Below are 16,819 nucleotides of genomic sequence, written 5' to 3' on the forward strand. Positions count from 1 at the left end.
ACCGATGGGAAATCGACTTTCAAAAATTTACACACGTACCGGTGACAAGGGCGAAACCGGGCTCGGTGATGGTTCTCGCGTGGCCAAGGATAGCCTGCGCGTTGAGGCCTACGGCACCACCGATGAACTCAACAGCACCATCGGCCTAATGATCACCGAGGTGAGTGATGGGCCAATTCGTGAAGCGCTGCTCACCATTCAGCACGACCTCTTCGACCTTGGTGGTGAACTCTGCATACCGGGTCGCGAAAGCATCCAGCAGAGTCAGATCGATGCGCTCGAGGAGCTACTCGATCAACTCAACGAGGGCCTCGAACCACTCAAAGAGTTCATCCTGCCGGGCGGCTCTCGCGCAGCGGCCTACGCCCATCTGGCGCGTACCATCTGCAGGCGTTCGGAGCGTCGGGTTATTTCGCTGGCACGTGAAGAGGCCGTCAGCTCGGCGGCAATCAAATATCTCAATCGTCTCTCCGATCTGCTGTTTGTGTTGGCAAGGGTCGTGAATCGTGGTGAAGGGGTGGCAGATGTTTTGTGGCAACCCGACAGGGCACGTTAAACCTCTACAGCTGCCGCCTTAGACAGTCTGAAGTTCGAAGTAGAAGGTTGTACCTCGACCAACCTCGGTCTCAAAACCAATCGTCCCGCCCATCTGTGCGATGATCGACTTACTGATGGTCAGCCCCAGACCGGTACCCCCCATGCTACGGGTGCTCGATGCATCAGCCTGGGTAAACTTCTCAAAGATCTGATTGCGAAACTCGACTGGGATACCGCCACCATAATCGGTCACAGCGACCCGTACCTGCGGTCCATTATCGATCACGGCTATCTCCACCCGAGTGGCACCCGCAGAGAACTTGGCTGCGTTGGAGAGCAGATTGAAGAGCACCTGGCGAAGACGATCTGAATCGACATTGACGCGTGTTGTCGATGAGCTGGAGACAATCTGATACTCGACACCAAACTGTTGTGCATAGGCGTGACTCTCCGCCATCGCACTATCAACCAGCGGCATCAGCAGTTGCGGCTCGTTGTTGAACTCCATCTTGCCGGAGGTGATCTTCTCCATGTCGAGCAGATCGTTGATTAGGTGAATCAGACGATCACTGTTTTTGTGGGCGATATCGACCATTTCATACTGCTGTTTTGGTAAATCACCGGCAGCACCACCTACCAACAGACCCAGCGCACCCCGGATCGAGGTCAGCGGAGTACGCAACTCGTGGCTCACGGTAGAGATAAAATCGCTCTTCATCTGATCGATCCGGTTTCGTTCGGTGATATCGCGAATGATCGCTACAAAACGCGCCTGTTCTCCCTCGGGTGCGATGTACTGCAGCAACACCTCAACCGGGATGTCGACCCCCGCCTTACTGCGATGCACCGTCTCGAAACTGGTAAAGCTAAGCTCACCCGAAAGCATCGGTTCGAGCAATCGGCGGAACTGAACCTCATCAAGTAGCGGCATAACGTCAAACGGTTTCATGTTGAGTAACATCTCACGCGGGAATCCGACCTGTTCAACGGCGCCCTGATTGGCGTAGAAGATCTCGAGCCGCTCGGCGGAGAAGATCAACACACAGTCCATGGTCAGATCGAGCGTGTTTTTAAAGCGCGTCAGTTCGCGGGTGCGATTAACGACCAGCCCTTCCAGGTCACGATTCAATCCCTGTAGGTTCTCTTCGCTACTGCGCACCTGACGCTCCAGGTCACGAAAGGCACGTGCCAACATACCGATCTCATCACTACGTTCAATCGGCAGCGAACCGGTTTCACGTCCATGCATGAAGTCATCAATGCGCTGTGTGACCAGACCAATCGGTCTGACCAGAAGCCCAGAGAATGCGTAGGCGGCAGCGATGCCAATCACGATCAGCAGCAACGAGAAACCGATCGCATTGGCAAGCGCAGTGCTCTGCGAGGCGATCACATCGTCATAGGGTTGCGAGAGACCCACAGTCACAAAACGCTCTGGGTGATCTCGGAGCAGCGCAATCTTCACAAACACGCGAACACGATTATCACCCGTATCTTCGGGTAGCAGTGTTTCGATAGTGCGGTGACTGGTGGGTGAGAATAGATTGGTGAGCTGCGGGAAGTCACGCTGCACTCGCTCATCGTGACCCAGATCGAAACCAAACTCCTTGTCACGATTAGGGTGGACCAGATAGCTACCCAGGCTATTGGTGACGTAAAGCGATTGACCAATCCCCTGCTGCGCACGTTTAATCACATCGAGCTGGCGCCCAAAGTCCATATTGATCACGACCAGACCAAATAACTCACCACCATTATCGTAAACCGGTGTAGCAGCACGCAGCACCGGCATATAGGGCTCGGAGATACGTCCATGCTCACGGTTAAGATTGATCTCGGAGAGATAGATACTGCCTGCTGGCAATTTGATCGTCTCGCTCACATAGCGCCGATCATGCTTATTCTGCATCAGATCTCGCGGCACCACTCGCGTCTTCTCACCCACACGGTCGACGCGCACCAGCTCATTACCCGCCTTATCGATCAGGCGTACCTGAATGTAGGCACGTTTGGCTTGCAGCAGTCCTGAAAAGAGCTCGAGAGACGCTGTCGCCAGATCCAGTCTGCCGTAATCACCTGGTCAGGATCGGGCGCCTTATGTGCCTGAATAATGCCGTCGATAGATGAGAGATCGGAGATAAAGCGCACATCCTGCTGTACCGAGTCGACCAACTCGACCAGCTTCACACCATCTTGCTGCACCCCGAAGGAGAGCTGCTCAATCTTGTTTTTGATCAGAATTGCATTACTGCTGACGTAGAAGACCCACGCCACCATGCCCGCAGTGCAGAACACCAGCAACACAGACAGCAGCGAAATCTTACGAGTAATATTGAGCTTCAATGCCCCTCTCTCTCCTGCACCAGCATCCGGTTACCAGCATAGCGGAGGTTGTTGCTTATTATTATCTCGTCTCATAGTGGCCATCTTCAGCAGTAGCATCAAGTCAGTACAGTAAAAAGTGTGATCACTCTACTACTCTGCAGCTCTACGTTGACGCACCCGCTCCATAATTGCACAGATCTGCTCGGCTCCATCGACCAGTCGCGGACCGGCCCGCTGCAGCAGATCGGGAGCGACATGATAGAGATTCTCCTCCGCCACGGCGCGTAGCTGTGGCCAGCGCCGCCACTGATCGAGCCACTCTGGCCGAGATGCTGCCATACCACTGGCGATAATCACCTCTGGATTACGTGCCAGCACCGCTTCCAGTGCCACCTCTCCAGCATCAACACTCAGATCAGCGAAGATATTTCTCCCACCACAGAGCGTAATAATGTCACTGATGATCTGTTCGCCACCGATGGTCATCAGCGGCTGATGCCAGACCTGATAGAAACTCATTGTCGGCTCACTATCACGGGCCACATTTTTCAGCACAGCAATTCTGGCGGACAACAGCTCGGCTCGCTGGCGCGCCACTGTTCCAGTCCCGCCAATAGACCGAGTGTCGTAAGAGTCCCCGGTATAGACTCCAGCGCCCGCGGCCGATGGCGATAGAGTGGAAAGCCGAGCGACTCGACCCGTTCAAGCTGTACGGCAGGATTACCATCGGCCCAACCGATAACAAGATCGGGACGCAGGGCGAGAATGCGTTCGAGATCGAATGCCATATAGCTACCGACTCGTGGCAGTTTCACGGCCTCGGCCGGGTAGTCACTATATTCAACCGTCGCCACCACCTGCTTGCCTGCACCAGCGGCAAACAGCAGTTCAGTTAGATGGGGAGCCAGTGAGATGATGCGCTGTGCTGGCTGTTCTAACTCGATCTGCGCACCACTATCGTCAGTGACCACGACTGTGGCGGCGACAGAGAGCGACGACGTCAATAGCAGTAACGAGACGGTTATTAACCTAATAAAAAGATTCACTACACACAGTTCCAATCAGCTGTCGTGCGATAATAGCACCATGACTCAGACAGTAATGGTACAGGGCACTACCTCCGATGCGGGCAAGAGCATCCTGGTTGCAGGGCTCTGCCGCTGGTTTCACCGCAACGGCATCAATGTAGCTCCTTTTAAACCGCAAAACATGGCACTCAACAGTGCGGTTACAGCCACCGGGGGTGAGATCGGTCGCGCTCAGGCACTGCAGGCACAGGCCGCACGGCTCGAGCCACACACCGATATGAACTCGGTACTGCTCAAACCCAACAGCGACACCGGCGCTCAGGTCATCATCCATGGACATGCCATCGGCAACATGGAGGCGCTTGAATACCATCACTACAAAAAAACCGCTCGAAGCGCTGTGCTTGAATCGCACTATCGCCTGCAACAGCAGTATGAGTTGATCGTGGTCGAGGGGGCCGGTAGCCCCGCCGAGATCAATCTACGTGAGGGTGATATTGCCAACATGGGTTTTGCCGAGACGATCGACTGCCCGGTAATCCTGATCGCCGATATCGACCGTGGTGGCGTCTTCGCCCATATCGTCGGTACCCTGGCGCTGCTAAGCGATTCGGAGCGAGCGCGTGTTAAGGGAGTGGTGATCAACCGCTTCCGAGGTGATCTCTCACTACTCACCTCCGGGTTGGAGTGGCTGGAGCAGGAGACGGGCATTCCCGTACTGGGAGTACTCCCCTATCTGGATAACTTTCACCTGGCGGCCGAAGATGCCATCACCCACCATCAACAGTGTGATAGCGAGAAGCTCTTCAAGATCAGCGTGATCGCCTATCCGCATATCAGCAACCACACCGACCTCGATCCCCTGCAACTCAACCCCGGAGTCGATCTGCGCTTTGTACGCAGTGCCGATCAGCTTTCCGAGAGCGACCTGATTATCCTGCCGGGCAGCAAAAGCGTGCGTAGCGATCTCATCTGGCTACGCGACAACGGCTTCGAAGCGGCGCTGCATCGCCACCTGCGCTATGGCGGCAAGTTGATTGGTATCTGTGGCGGTTTTCAGATGCTCGGTACCACTATCCACGATCCAGAAGGGTTGGAGAGTGAAGCGGGTAGCAGCATCGGACTCGGACTCCTTGAGATGCAGACGACACTGCAGGCAGAGAAACAGCTCACTCGTATGTCAGGCAAGTTAACTCTTAACGGCACTCACATCGAAGGTTATGAGATCCACATGGGCTACAGCGAAGGCGAGGCGCTGTCACGTCCCGCTGTTTGCTTTAGCAATGGTGTGGATGGCGCTATCAGCGAGGATGATCAGCTACTCGGCACCTATCTGCACGGACTCTTCGATCAGGCCGATACCGCCGCCGCACTACTGGCATGGGCAGGCATGGAGGCAGCCGCTGGCATCGATCTCGCTCAGCAGAGTGAGCAGGCGCTGGAGCGACTCTGTGATGCGCTGGATGAACATCTCGACATGGCCAAACTGATCGAAGTAACCAATACCCCTGTATCAAGCACACACCCTGAATAGCACCCAGCAAGGGTGCTGCAATCTGCTACAAGGTTGCGATGACATGGCATAATCGCCACATCGTTACATCACAAAACTAGAGAGAACTGAGATGGAAAAACCAATTATCGTTGTCGGCCTCGGTGAGATGGCCAGTGTCTTTACCCGCGCGATCCTGCGTCTCGGCCACCCTGTCTTCCCCGTTACCCGCAACACCGATATGGAGGCTGAGGCACGAGCGCTCGCCGAACCCGCGATGGTACTGGTCGCCGTGGGTGAAAATGATCTGCACCCTGTATTGGAGAAGCTACCCGCCGCATGGCGCAACCATGTAGCGCTACTGCAGAACGAGCTACTACCCGATGACTGGAAGCGCCACGGGCTGGAAAACCCCACCGTGATCTCGGTCTGGTTCGAGAAGAAAAAGGGACAGGACTATAAGGTGCTCGTCCCCTCCCCCGCCTTTGGGCCCGCTGCCGCCCTACTTGAGAGCGCACTCGAAACACTGGAGATCCCCTGCTGGGAGGTCGCCGACGAGGAGGAGCTGCTGTTTGAACTGGTACGCAAAAACCTCTACATCGTCACCACCAATATCGCTGGACTGGTCGTAGGCGGCAACGTCGACTCACTCTGGAATGGACACAATGCACTGGCCCGTGAAGTCGCCAGCGAGGTGCTCGATATCCAGTTCTGCCTGATCGGTCAGGAGTTGGATCGTGACAAGCTGATTGAAGCGATGGTCGAAGCGATCCAGGGCGATCTGGAACACAAGTGCATGGGACGTAGTGCACCAGGACGCCTGGCACGCGCCATCTCTCTGGCCGATGAAGCAGGGCTCGCTGTGCCTAAGCTGCGTGAGATCGCTGCCAGTCAGTCGTAGCGACACAATCAGGCGTCGGGGTCGGAGTTGGTATCGACTCCGACCCCTATCGCTAAACGTAAGATGGGTAGAGCAGAGATGTAGCCCGGATGGAGCGAAGCACAATCCGGGGTTTGCAAGTTAAGTCAAACTCTCCCGGATTACGTTGCACTCCATCCGGGCTACGGATCATCGATCTGGGCCTGTTCACACTAACCGAATACCCAACGTTGGCCCTCAACAACAGTCAGGCAAGGCGCACAGAGCGCGGTTTGGTTGCTCCAAATAAGCGATGTGCAACGACGCATGACTGTTGTTGAGGCCAACCCTAGACAGGAGCATTGTGTACAGGCGTGCGTTGCACTTTCGCTCATGTACGTTAAGTACACTACGTGCAATGCGTCTTCTCCTGTACAAAATGGTCCATGTCGATGGATATTCGGTTAGTGTGAACAGGCCCTAACACGGCCAGAGCCAGGCAGCACCACGCACGCCACTCGAGTCACCGTGTTTCGCCTGCACCAGCTTCGTCTTCACGCAGTCTGAGAAGAGATACTCTCCCCACAGCTCCGGCACACGCTGACAGAGGTTAGGTAGATTGGAGAGACCACCACCGAGCACAATCACGTGGGGATCGATCACATTGATCACACTTGCCAACGCCTTTGCCAGCCGTCGCTCATACCGCCCCAGTGTTTCTCTCGCTACATCGCTACCCGCGTCAGCCTCGACTACAATCGACTCGGCCGTTAACGCTTCACCCGTAACAGACAGGTGGTCGCGCGCCAGCCCCGGTCCAGATAGCCAGGTCTCGATACAGCCCTGCTTGCCGCAGTAACAGTCGGGCCCAGGTAGCTCATCGGGCTGTGGCCACGGCAGTGGATTATGGCCCCACTCACCGGCAATGGCGGTGGGACCAGCAAGCAGCTGGCCGTTCACTACAATGCCACCTCCGGTACCGGTGCCGATGATCACACCAAACACCGTTGCGGCACCGATGGCCGCACCATCGCTCGCCTCCGAGAGGGCAAAACAGTCGGCATCGTTTGCAATACGAATTGGTCGCGTTAGTAGCTTTTCAAGATCACGATCGATCGGCTGGCCGTTGAGGCAGATCGAGTTGGAGTTTCGCAGTAGTCCGGTAGCTGGTGAGATAGCACCCGGTGTGGCTATACCCACTGAAACCGATTCACCCAGTTCAGACTCTACATCTAATACCAAACAGGAAATCGCCTGCAGTGTTCCCAGGTAGTCATTCTGTGGTGTGGCGACACGTCGGCGTACTACCATCTCACCCTGCTCATCAAGTGCGACCACTTCAATCTTGGTTCCTCCAAGATCGATACCTACACGCTTGCTCACCCCAAACTCCTGCAGTAACAGCTATTCATCATCACGACCGTAACCGAGTCAATTTAGTCCATCACCCGCGATGATCGTTTTACCGTCAGTGGCTGTAAAAACGATGCTGCGCACGGAACAGAAAAAGAGCTGTTTATCCATCTCCGCTAACCTTCGATTTCGATAGCGATTCGTTGACTCACGAAACACCACCTACCATGGTCGCCACCGCGGTGATCAACACCACCACCTCCACCAGCTCCACCAGCGCACCAAAGCCATCACCGGTCACACCCTGTAGTCGAGCCATGAGTCGGTTTCTGAGTAGAAAAACAACCACCACGGTCGCTAACAGTAGATAGAAAAATGAGAGCTGCCAGATCATCAGTGCCACCGAGATCAGCACCAGTAGTGCAGCCATCTCCTGTTTTGGCATTGCGTTAACCAGCGTCGATCCAAGTCCCTCACGTCGGACATAGGGAGTCGTCATCATCATTAGCGGTAGCGCCATTCGTGCCAGTAGCGGTGTCACGACCACAACCATCAGCGCGTGACTCTGCAACAGTGCCAGCAACGCCAGATATTTGAGTAGCAGTAACAGTATCAACGCCACCACTCCGATCGGGCCAGAGGCAGGATCCTTCATGATCTCCAAGGTGCGCTCGCGACTGTCGTGACCACCAACCCAAGCGTCGGCCATATCAGCCAGACCATCGAGATGCAGACCACCCGTTAATAACACCCACAGCGTTAACAACACCCCCGCCTGGAGTTCAGGTGTCAGTGCAGTCGGCAGTGAAGCAGCCAGCCACAACAGACCTCCCAGCAGCAGGCCGACCAGCGGATAGAAGAGCGTCGAGAAACCGAGTTCCTTTTCGCCAGGCTCAGCAATCTCTGGCGTTGGTAACCGGGTTAGAAACTGCTGTGCGAGCAGGTAGCAGCGAATCATAGCTGTCCAGCGTGAAAGATCAGCCGCGGAAAGGATTCGGCATCGAAGTGGTCGACCTGCACCCGACTGATGCCAGCACTCGGCACCTGCAGACGGAACATACGATCGAGCGGCATATCGAGCACATGACGTAGCACCATACGCATCATACCGGCGTGGCCAACGACCAGTAGGTGCTGCCCCGCATAGCTGTTTAGCAGCGACTCCCAGGCCGCGATCACCCGATCACGAAAATCGGCCAGCGTCTCGGCACCGGGCGGTGTGTTGTTGAGCGGATCACTCCAGAAACGGTTCAGGGTCTCACTATCCTCGGCCATCAACTCGGCGGCAGTACGTCCTTCCCACTCACCAAAGCCGATCTCCATCAAACGCGGGTCCAGCTTCATCGGGATTCCATGTCGCGATGCCAACTCAGCGGCGAACTCACTACAGCGGCTCAGGCTCGAACTGACAATACGATCCCACGGAGCATGGTCAGCCACCGCCTCACGCATCTGCCGCCACCCCTTCTCGCTAAGTGGATCATCGATCTGACCACGATAACGTCGTCCACCGACCGGCTCGCCATGACGCATTAGATCGATCGTGGTGGTAACCATTTCACTCATTCAATATTCCCTATAGCTCTTCCGAGACATCCGCCTCGGCAAAGGTGGCCATGTTGTTGTGCAGCGCCACCGCCATACGCAGCAGCGGTAGCGCAACGGCTGCGCCGGACCCCTCACCGAGACGCAGATCGAGATCGACTAGCGGCTTGGCACTGAGCGCCTCGACCATCAGGAGATGACCCGGCTCGGCCGAGGCGTGGGCGAACAGCAGCCAGGGACGAATCTCCGGGACAATATGTGTTGCGGCAAGTGCGGCACTGGTGGCGATAAAACCGTCGACCAGCACAGGCAACCCCACCTGCGCCGCTGCGACATAGGCACCGGCCAAAGCGGCAATCTCAAAACCACCCAGGCAACGCAACACCTCAAACGGTTGCTCGAGCAACGCAGTGTGTAACAGCAACGCCTGCTCAATCACCTGCGTCTTGTGCTGTACGCCATCGCTATCGAGTCCCGTACCAGGCCCCACCAGTCGTGCCGCTGGCTGTTTGAGCAGTGCAGCAGCTATCGCCGTAGCGGCGGTGGTATTGGCGATACCCATATCACCGCCAACAAAGAGCTCCGCCTTCGTCTCAACTGCGCGCGCCACGGCATCCCGTCCAGCAGAGAGTGCGGATGCCAACTGCTCGGTGCTCATCGCTGCACCGACAGCGAGATTACTACTACCTGCAGCGACACGTTGCGAGATGACACCCTCCAGCGGACCGGGATCGATCACCGCACCGACATCGACTACCTCGAGCCGTGCACCCAGCTCACGCGCCAGCACACTGATCGCCGCACCACCACGGGCGAAGTTACGAATCATCTCGGTAGTGACCGCCTGCGGAAAGGCGGAGACCCCTTCATCAGCGACACCGTGATCGGCGGCGAAGATAACAATCGAAATCTGTTCGAGGCTGGGTGCCTCACGCCCCTGTAGCGCGGCCAACTCGATTGCTACCGTCTCAAGCCGACCCAGGGAACCGGGTGGCTTGGTGAGCTGCTGCTGGCGTGCCTCTGCCGCGGCGCGCACCGTCTCATCCAGTTTGGCAACGGGCGCATTTAGCCACTCGACACTCATCTACTCCCCTTTTAAAATCATTGGTAGACCGGCGGCCACAAAGGTGACTCGCGCAGCGTGCTCAGCAACGCGCTGGTTGAGCCAGCCCGCCTCATCTCGGAAACGTCGTGCCAGCGGGTTGTCGGGGACAATGCCAAGACCCACCTCATTACTGACCAGCACCACCCGGCCCGGCAGGCTCGGCAGCAGTCTCAACAACTGCTCTCGTTCATCGTTCAGACGCGCCTCATCCGCTGCCATCAGGTTAGATAACCAGAGGGTCAGACAGTCGACAATCACGGTCCGATCGGCCGCCGCATTTTCCGCAAGAACTGCGGCCAGCGCCAGCGGCTCTTCAATACTCAGCCACGCTTCAGGACGACGTTCTCGATGGTGGGCAATGCGCTCTGCCATCTCCTCATCACCCGCCTCTGCGGTGGCGATGTAGATCACCTGCCGACCACCTTCACTGGCACGCTGCTCCGCCAGGGCGCTCTTTCCTGAACGAGCACCACCGAGAATCAGTTCAACCATTGACGCTCCCCCATCTAGATAGATGGCCAGCTGGGCACGGTAGTGCTGCCAGTCAAAGGCGGGGCCTGGATCACTCTTACGCTCAGGCGCGATATCGCTGTGGCCGGTGATGCGTTGCGGTGCAATCCCTGGATAGGCCTCGATAATTGCCGCTGTGACCATTGCCAGCTGTGCATACTGCGCCTCTGTATAGGGAACCTCATCGCTCCCCTCAAGCTCGATACCGATGGAGAAGTTATTACACGCCTCACGTCCTTCAAAACAGGAGAGACCGGCGTGCCAGGCACGACGGTTGAACGGCACATACTGAACCAGTTCACCATCACGCCGGATCAGCAGATGACTTGAGACTCGCAACCCTTCGATCTCTTTGAAGTAGGGATGGGCAGTGGGATCGAGCTGATTGCTAAAGAGCTGATCGATCCAGGGACCACCGTACTCATCCGGCGGTAGGCTAATGTTATGAATCACCAGCAGGTCGATCGCCTCATCCTCGGGGCGAGCATCACAATTGGGTGACGGGTGCTGACGAGCCACATCGAGTAGACCGCTTTGGGCATCAACGTGCATTTCAGGGAGCCTCTTCACTCGGCAACTCAAGAGCGAGTTCAATTGCGCGCTGGAGTCCCTGTGGGGACGCCTCAGCCTGTAGTGGACGGTGGAATTGACCATCGCGGTAGAGAAACAGTGCCGGCAGATGGAACACATCAAACTCGCGTGTCAGCGCCTGGCTGCGCTCAGCGTCCACCTCAAACAGTTGTAGATCAGGAAAGTCGGGGGGCTGGGTTTCAAACAGCCTTTTCCAGTGGCGGCAGGAGGCACAACCGACACCGGTGAAAAAGACAATACTTAATCCGGGTGTCGCTTCCAGAGTGTGGTGAAACTCGAACTCTTCGATCGATCTGATCTGCACGCCGACACCACACCCCAACCATCAGACGTTCTTGCAGAAACCGCGCAGTACCATATCGGTGAAGCTGACAATTCCGACCACCTTGCCCGCTTCGACGACCGGTGCACGCGACAGCTGAAAACGGTCAAAGAGACGCGCGCAGTAACGAATATCCATTGCGGGATCGACATTGATCACCGGCTTGGCCATCACCTCGTAGACATTGACCCGCTCCGGCGCCTTATCAACAGCCAACACCTTGCGCGCGATATCGGAGATCAGCAACATGCCGTACTCGTCGTCATCGTGACGCTTGTCGACAATCAGTGACTTGGTCTCAACGTGTTTCATCTCTGCCAGTGCATCACTCACCGTGGCCATGCCGTCGACCATGTCAAACTTGGCCTTCATCACATCACGAACCCGTACTACCTCTTTATGGCTCATATCTCTTCCTCCACAGCCTCTACTAGCTCTCTCATCTGGTGGGCAACGCCGACGGCGTCCTCTACATCAATCTGAAACGCAATCCCGGTACCGGGTCGAGCATCGAACTCGCCCTGTTTCTCGATCTCCTCGAGGATATGGCGACTCAGGTGCTCTTCAACCAGAAACATCACCATATCGCGCTGTGTCTCGAGCGAGAGGCCGAAGAAGGTCTTGGTCTGCTCAACACCCTCACCACGCGCCTGGTTGAGCACGGTAGCGCCCGTCGCACCCGCTGAGCGTGCCGCATCCAGCACGGCACTGGTCTTGTCGTCTTCAACCAGTGCTATTAACAGTTTGAAGTGCATCGCTACTCTCCTTTTTCTTTTAGTTTGCGAGCGTGGGCACGTTTGGTGCGCCATTCACCCAGTTGGGCATAACCCATCACAGTGATAATTGGGAACAGGCTGGCAAAGGCGATCAGGCCAAAGCCATCGAGCAGAACACTGCGCCCCGGTACGGTGCCTGCCAGTCCCAGCCCAAGCGCCGTCACCAGTGGAACGGTAACGGTTGAGGTGGTGACACCACCCGAGTCGTAGGCCAGCGGAATGATCATTTTCGGTGCCCGCATCGTCTGGAATATAACTACGATATAGCCGACGATGATGTAGTAGTGAAGCGGCGTGCCGGTAACAATACGGTATGTACCAAGCGCAATACCGATCGCCACACCGATCGCCACCGCAATGCGCAGCCCCCAGACGGTGATCGCACCACCAGAAACCGATTGCGCCTTGATCGCCACGGCGATCAGCGACGGTTCAGCGATAGTCGTAGAAAAACCGATCGCCGCGGCAAATAGATAGACCCACTTGTAGTCCGACCAGTGCATCACTCGACCCAGCTCCTCAACCCCCCCGTAGATGAAGGCGGGATCGGTCAGCTGCTGCGCCATCAATTTCCCAAGCGGGAACAGCGCCTGCTCCAGCCCCTGCAGGAAGAAGGCGAGACCGACAATGACGTAGGCAAAACCGATCAACACCTGTTTCATGTGTGGAATCGGTTTGCGGATTACCAGGAACTGGAAGCCGAAGATAATCGCAGCGATTGGAATCACATCGCGCACCGTCTGCAGCAGGACGGTCAGAAACTCTATCAGCCACTCGATCATGAGAAGAGCATCCCGTAGGCCATGACAAAGATCATCGGTGTTAGCGAGGCGAGCGCGATCAGACCGAAGCCGTCGATCATCGGGTTACGCCCCTTGATCGAAGATGCGAGGCCGACACCGAGCGCTGTCACCAGCGGCACCGTGATGGTCGAGGTGGTCACACCACCCGAGTCGTAGGCGATACCGATAATCTCTTTGGGTGCAAACATGGTCATGATCACCACGCCGCAGTAGCCGCCGATGATCAGATACTGGATTGGCCAGCCTTTTAGAATACGAAATACACCGAGCAGAATGGCCGCACCGACCGAGATCGCAACGGTCAGACGCAGACCATCGGCGTAGCTACTCTGTGCTTCAGGGGTATTCACAATCACACCACCCTCGGCGGCGATCTTGGCCGCCTCGGCCGCGACGGCAATCAGTGCTGGCTCTGCCACGGTGGTACCGAATCCGAGTGCGAAGGCGAAGATCAGCAGCCACATCACACTGCCCTTACGCGCAAAGGCGAAGGCCATGCTTTCACCAATGGGGAAGAGTCCCATCTCCAGGCCGTGTATAAAGAGGGTCAGGCCGATTACTACCATTGCGGTACCGGCAACGATACTGCCCATATTGGGGATCGGTTGCTGCAACACCACGATCTGGAAAAAAGCGATCACCACGATAATCGAGGCGAGATCGCGCAGGCTGCCGAGCATTGAAGCAAACAGTTTTTGTAGTTGCTGTTTCACGAAACCCTTTTACACTCGACATTGGCTCGCGGCAGTTGCCAAGGCAGTGTAGAGATTATTATTTTCGAGCCAACATTCTAATTAAATGGAAGCCAGGGTGTAAGCAGATGTCAGCTCACGGTGATCAACAGAGACTACAGGGAACAACACCGGAGACACAACCGGTAATTACAGCGCCGCATCAACTAAAACGTGCTGAGTTATTGGAGCGGCTGCAGGGTAACAAACATGGACTGAGTCAAGACGAAGTAAACAGTCGACTCAAGCGTTACGGCAACAACAGCCTGCCACAGGCCAAGCCTCCAGGCATTACCCACACCTTTATTCGTCAGTTTTTCAATCCACTGATCTATATCCTGCTGCTTGCGGCCTTCGTCTCGTTGCTGCTGCACGAGTACTCCGACGCTATATTTATTATTGCCGTACTGTTGATCAATGCCGTGATAGGCACCGTTCAGGAGTACTCAGCACAGCGAGCGGCGCTTGCGCTGCAGCAGCTGGTAACGACCCATGTGATGGTACTGCGCAGCGGTGAGAGCTATCAGATCAACTCCGAAGCGTTGGTGCCGGGCGATATCGTGCTACTCGAATCGGGCAGTCGCGTACCGGCCGACATGCGACTGCTCTCTGAGTACGACCTCGAAATCGATGAGTCACTGCTCACCGGTGAATCACTACCGGTCAGCAAGGAGGCTGGGCTAACGCTCGAGCACGACACACCACTGGCTGAGCGATGCAATATGGCCTTTGCCGGCACCATGGTGAGCCGGGGGCGGGGGCGCTGCCTGGTAACTGCCACAGCCACGGCAACCGAGATCGGTACACTCGCCAGCGCCATCAGTCGTCCGCCACAAAAACCACCCCTACTGCTGCGCATGGAACGCTTTACCTTCATGGTCGGCATCTTTGTTGCCATCGCGGTGCTGATCCTCGCCACCATCGGCTTTATCAGTGGCACTCCGCTGGAGGAGATCTTCCTGCTCTCCGTGGCGCTGGCCGTCTCTGCCATTCCTGAAGGACTACCGGTCGCACTCACCGTGGCACTGGCGATCGGCATGAACCGCATGGCAAAACGTAACGTGGTGGTACGACGTCTGATGGCGGTCGAATCACTCGGCTCCTGTACCTTTATCGCCTCCGACAAGACCGGCACCCTGACCGTCAACGAGCTGACCGCTCGCCGCATTCTGCTACCCGGCCAGCCCGCGTGGCATATCAGTGGCGAGGGAATGGTGCCGGTGGGTGCGATCACACCACCGACGGGTGTCGACGGCGACGGTTCTAAGCTGCTGATCGAGCAGCTCGCCATCGCCGTCACACTCGACAACGAGGGTTTCCTCGGCCTGCGCGAGGGTGAGTGGGACCACCACGGTGATGCGGTCGATGTCGCACTTCTAGTGATGGCCCACAAGGTGGACATTCATCAGGCTGATGCCCTCGCCACCTATGAGAAGATCGCTGAGATCCCGTTCGAGTCGGAGCACCGCTTCTCCGCTTCTCTCAATCTATTTGATGGACGACCGACCATCTCCACCAAGGGCGCACTCGAATCCCTGCTACCAATGTGTAGTCACATGGCAACTACTGAAGGTCGGCAGCCGATCGATCGTGACGCCCTTGAGGCACAGGCGATCACGCTGGCCGCAGAGGGCTACCGCATACTCTCCATCGCCTCTGGCGCGTGCGTGCCCATCAGTGACGAACCGTTTGCCGTCTCCCATCTACACGGGCTCACCCTGCTCGGCATGGTTGGCATGATCGACCCTCTCAGGCCCACCGCCGCCGCCGCCATCCGCAACTGTCGAAGCGCGGGTATCGAAGTCTCGATGGTTACGGGTGATCACCCGCTCACCGCCTATGCCATCGCCAGTGAACTGCAGCTGGCCAACTCACTCGACCAGGTCGTCACCGGTACGGCGCTGCGCGAGGCCGAACAGCAGAGCCACGCAGCGGTCGACCAACTGACCCGCGAGGCGCGAGTCTTTGCTCGAGTAGAGCCGCAGCAGAAGCTGGCGATCATCGAATCACTGACCCGCAACGGCCACTACGTCGCGGTGACCGGCGACGGCGCCAACGACGCCCCGGCACTGCGAGCCGCCCACGTCGGGGTGGCGATGGGTAAGAGTGGGACTGATGTGGCGCGCGAAACCGCCGACATCATCATTACCGATGACGACTTCAGTTCGATAGCCAACGGTATCGAAGAGGGGCGCATCGCCTACGCCAACGTGCGCAAGGTGATCTTCCTGCTGATCTCAACCGGCGCCGCGGAGCTGGTGTTGTTCGCCCTCTCGCTGATGGCGGGACTACCGATGCCGCTACTGGCGGTACAACTACTGTGGCTCAACCTGGTTACCAACGGTATTCAGGATGTCGCACTCGCCTTCGAACCCGGCGAGGGCAATGAACTCAAACAGCCGCCACGTGCACCCAAAGAGGCGATCTTTAATCGACTGATGCTTGAGCGAGTAATCATCTCTGCCGTGGTGATCGGTATCGTCGCCTTCCTCACCTTCCGCTGGCTACTACAGGCTGGATATAGCGTCGATGAGGCTCGCAACGGCACTCTGCTGCTGATGGTCCTATTTGAAAACGTGCACGTCTTTAACAGTCGCTCTGAGCACCTCTCCTGCTTCCGCCACAACCCACTGCGTAACAAGCTGCTGTTATTTGGCACTGCGGCTGCGCAGCTGATTCATATCGGCGCGATGTATACACCGGGGCTCAATGAGGTACTCGGTGTGAAGCCGGTGGCGATCGGCCATTGGCTGCAACTACTACTACTCGCAACCAGCGTTCTGTTGGCAATGGAGTTACACAAGTGCTACCTAAAGCTGCGCCACACCAACCATGTATAATC

Annotated in this window: 18 protein-coding genes and 1 pseudogene; 4 read left to right on the forward strand and 15 right to left on the reverse strand. The window is 56.8% G+C overall.

Features of this window, described 5'->3' with window-relative positions; translation table 11 throughout:
• Positions 1-4 precede the first annotated feature (4 nt).
• Positions 5-556 carry a cob(I)yrinic acid a,c-diamide adenosyltransferase gene (locus tag HUE57_RS16365; RefSeq protein ID WP_078484551.1) on the forward strand — a complete coding sequence of 184 codons (552 nt, stop codon included), beginning with the start codon at positions 5-7 and terminating at the stop codon, positions 554-556.
• Between the two features lie 18 nt (positions 557-574).
• Here the strand turns inward: HUE57_RS16365 and HUE57_RS16370 are convergent, their stop codons facing one another.
• From HUE57_RS16370 to HUE57_RS19790, 4 genes are all read right to left on the reverse strand, one after another.
• Entirely contained in the window at positions 575-2,599 is a 2,025-nt protein-coding gene (locus tag HUE57_RS16370; RefSeq protein WP_420885727.1) for an ATP-binding protein, read from the reverse strand.
• Complete coding sequence (locus HUE57_RS16375) at positions 2,521-2,880, reverse strand: hypothetical protein (RefSeq protein WP_174673544.1); 360 nt, start codon at positions 2,878-2,880, stop codon at positions 2,521-2,523. Before HUE57_RS16375 ends, HUE57_RS16370 begins: the two co-directional genes overlap by 79 nt.
• A gap of 132 nt (positions 2,881-3,012) precedes the next feature.
• On the reverse strand, positions 3,013-3,435 hold the full coding sequence (locus tag HUE57_RS19785) for an ABC transporter substrate-binding protein (protein ID WP_272901986.1): 423 nt from the start codon (positions 3,433-3,435) through the stop codon (positions 3,013-3,015).
• Positions 3,411-3,908: a helical backbone metal receptor gene (locus HUE57_RS19790; protein ID WP_272901987.1), complete on the reverse strand. Its 498-nt coding sequence runs from the start codon at positions 3,906-3,908 to the stop codon at positions 3,411-3,413. Before HUE57_RS19790 ends, HUE57_RS19785 begins: the two co-directional genes overlap by 25 nt.
• 40 nt (positions 3,909-3,948) lie before the next feature.
• Between HUE57_RS19790 and HUE57_RS16385 the strand changes: the two genes are divergently transcribed.
• Both HUE57_RS16385 and HUE57_RS16390 read left to right on the forward strand, forming a co-directional pair.
• On the forward strand, positions 3,949-5,424 hold the full coding sequence (locus HUE57_RS16385; RefSeq protein ID WP_078482808.1) for a cobyric acid synthase: 1,476 nt from the start codon (positions 3,949-3,951) through the stop codon (positions 5,422-5,424).
• Between the two features lie 91 nt (positions 5,425-5,515).
• The gene (locus HUE57_RS16390) at positions 5,516-6,283 is read left to right on the forward strand and encodes a Rossmann-fold NAD(P)-binding domain-containing protein (RefSeq protein WP_078482809.1); all 768 of its coding nucleotides are present in this window, start codon (positions 5,516-5,518) and stop codon (positions 6,281-6,283) included.
• Positions 6,284-6,721: 438 nt separating this feature from the next.
• On the opposite strand, the gene HUE57_RS16395 is transcribed toward HUE57_RS16390, so the two are convergent.
• The 11 genes and pseudogenes from HUE57_RS16395 to HUE57_RS16445 form a co-directional block, all read right to left on the reverse strand.
• Entirely contained in the window at positions 6,722-7,624 is a 903-nt protein-coding gene (locus HUE57_RS16395) for an ROK family protein (RefSeq protein ID WP_078482810.1), read from the reverse strand.
• Between the two features lie 178 nt (positions 7,625-7,802).
• A complete protein-coding gene (locus HUE57_RS16400) occupies positions 7,803-8,552 on the reverse strand; it encodes an adenosylcobinamide-GDP ribazoletransferase (protein ID WP_078482811.1) in 750 nt (249 codons plus the stop codon).
• On the reverse strand, positions 8,549-9,160 hold the full coding sequence (locus tag HUE57_RS16405) for a histidine phosphatase family protein (protein ID WP_320416248.1): 612 nt from the start codon (positions 9,158-9,160) through the stop codon (positions 8,549-8,551). Before HUE57_RS16405 ends, HUE57_RS16400 begins: the two co-directional genes overlap by 4 nt.
• A 10-nt stretch (positions 9,161-9,170) precedes the next feature.
• Positions 9,171-10,223: a nicotinate-nucleotide--dimethylbenzimidazole phosphoribosyltransferase gene (cobT, locus tag HUE57_RS16410; protein WP_078482812.1), complete on the reverse strand. Its 1,053-nt coding sequence runs from the start codon at positions 10,221-10,223 to the stop codon at positions 9,171-9,173.
• Positions 10,224-10,736 carry a bifunctional adenosylcobinamide kinase/adenosylcobinamide-phosphate guanylyltransferase gene (gene cobU, locus HUE57_RS19375; RefSeq protein ID WP_172840150.1) on the reverse strand — a complete coding sequence of 171 codons (513 nt, stop codon included), beginning with the start codon at positions 10,734-10,736 and terminating at the stop codon, positions 10,224-10,226.
• A 24-nt stretch (positions 10,737-10,760) separates the two neighbouring features.
• Positions 10,761-11,306: pseudogene (ampD, locus tag HUE57_RS19380) on the reverse strand (1,6-anhydro-N-acetylmuramyl-L-alanine amidase AmpD); the annotation flags it as partial.
• Position 11,307: 1 nt separating this feature from the next.
• Positions 11,308-11,649: a thioredoxin family protein gene (locus HUE57_RS16425; protein WP_236725633.1), complete on the reverse strand. Its 342-nt coding sequence runs from the start codon at positions 11,647-11,649 to the stop codon at positions 11,308-11,310.
• Positions 11,650-11,670: 21 nt separating this feature from the next.
• Positions 11,671-12,075 carry a CBS domain-containing protein gene (locus tag HUE57_RS16430; protein WP_078482815.1) on the reverse strand — a complete coding sequence of 135 codons (405 nt, stop codon included), beginning with the start codon at positions 12,073-12,075 and terminating at the stop codon, positions 11,671-11,673.
• On the reverse strand, positions 12,072-12,422 hold the full coding sequence (locus HUE57_RS16435; protein ID WP_078482816.1) for a P-II family nitrogen regulator: 351 nt from the start codon (positions 12,420-12,422) through the stop codon (positions 12,072-12,074). Before HUE57_RS16435 ends, HUE57_RS16430 begins: the two co-directional genes overlap by 4 nt.
• 2 nt (positions 12,423-12,424) lie before the next feature.
• Complete coding sequence (locus HUE57_RS16440) at positions 12,425-13,225, reverse strand: DUF1538 domain-containing protein (protein WP_172840139.1); 801 nt, start codon at positions 13,223-13,225, stop codon at positions 12,425-12,427.
• On the reverse strand, positions 13,222-13,926 hold the full coding sequence (locus HUE57_RS16445; RefSeq protein ID WP_078482817.1) for a DUF1538 domain-containing protein: 705 nt from the start codon (positions 13,924-13,926) through the stop codon (positions 13,222-13,224). Before HUE57_RS16445 ends, HUE57_RS16440 begins: the two co-directional genes overlap by 4 nt.
• A 140-nt stretch (positions 13,927-14,066) precedes the next feature.
• Between HUE57_RS16445 and HUE57_RS16450 the strand changes: the two genes are divergently transcribed.
• The gene (locus tag HUE57_RS16450) at positions 14,067-16,817 is read left to right on the forward strand and encodes a cation-translocating P-type ATPase (protein WP_078482818.1); all 2,751 of its coding nucleotides are present in this window, start codon (positions 14,067-14,069) and stop codon (positions 16,815-16,817) included.
• The last annotated feature ends 2 nt before the right edge of the window (positions 16,818-16,819 follow it).

Origin of the sequence: Candidatus Reidiella endopervernicosa, from assembly GCF_013343005.1 — a bacterium.
Classification (GTDB): domain Bacteria; phylum Pseudomonadota; class Gammaproteobacteria.

Coding starts and splice junctions, on each gene's coding strand:
- HUE57_RS16365 (WP_078484551.1), top strand. CDS start 5: ATGGGAAATCGACTTTCAAAAATTTACACACGTACCGGTGACAAGGGC.
- HUE57_RS16385 (WP_078482808.1), top strand. CDS start 3,949: ATGACTCAGACAGTAATGGTACAGGGCACTACCTCCGATGCGGGCAAG.
- HUE57_RS16390 (WP_078482809.1), top strand. CDS start 5,516: ATGGAAAAACCAATTATCGTTGTCGGCCTCGGTGAGATGGCCAGTGTC.
- HUE57_RS16400 (WP_078482811.1), bottom strand. CDS start 8,552: ATGATTCGCTGCTACCTGCTCGCACAGCAGTTTCTAACCCGGTTACCA.
- HUE57_RS16405 (WP_320416248.1), bottom strand. CDS start 9,160: ATGAGTGAAATGGTTACCACCACGATCGATCTAATGCGTCATGGCGAG.
- cobT (WP_078482812.1), bottom strand. CDS start 10,223: ATGAGTGTCGAGTGGCTAAATGCGCCCGTTGCCAAACTGGATGAGACG.
- cobU (WP_172840150.1), bottom strand. CDS start 10,736: ATGGTTGAACTGATTCTCGGTGGTGCTCGTTCAGGAAAGAGCGCCCTG.
- HUE57_RS16430 (WP_078482815.1), bottom strand. CDS start 12,075: ATGAGCCATAAAGAGGTAGTACGGGTTCGTGATGTGATGAAGGCCAAG.
- HUE57_RS16435 (WP_078482816.1), bottom strand. CDS start 12,422: ATGCACTTCAAACTGTTAATAGCACTGGTTGAAGACGACAAGACCAGT.
- HUE57_RS16440 (WP_172840139.1), bottom strand. CDS start 13,225: ATGATCGAGTGGCTGATAGAGTTTCTGACCGTCCTGCTGCAGACGGTG.
- HUE57_RS16445 (WP_078482817.1), bottom strand. CDS start 13,926: ATGCTCGGCAGCCTGCGCGATCTCGCCTCGATTATCGTGGTGATCGCT.
- HUE57_RS16450 (WP_078482818.1), top strand. CDS start 14,067: ATGTCAGCTCACGGTGATCAACAGAGACTACAGGGAACAACACCGGAG.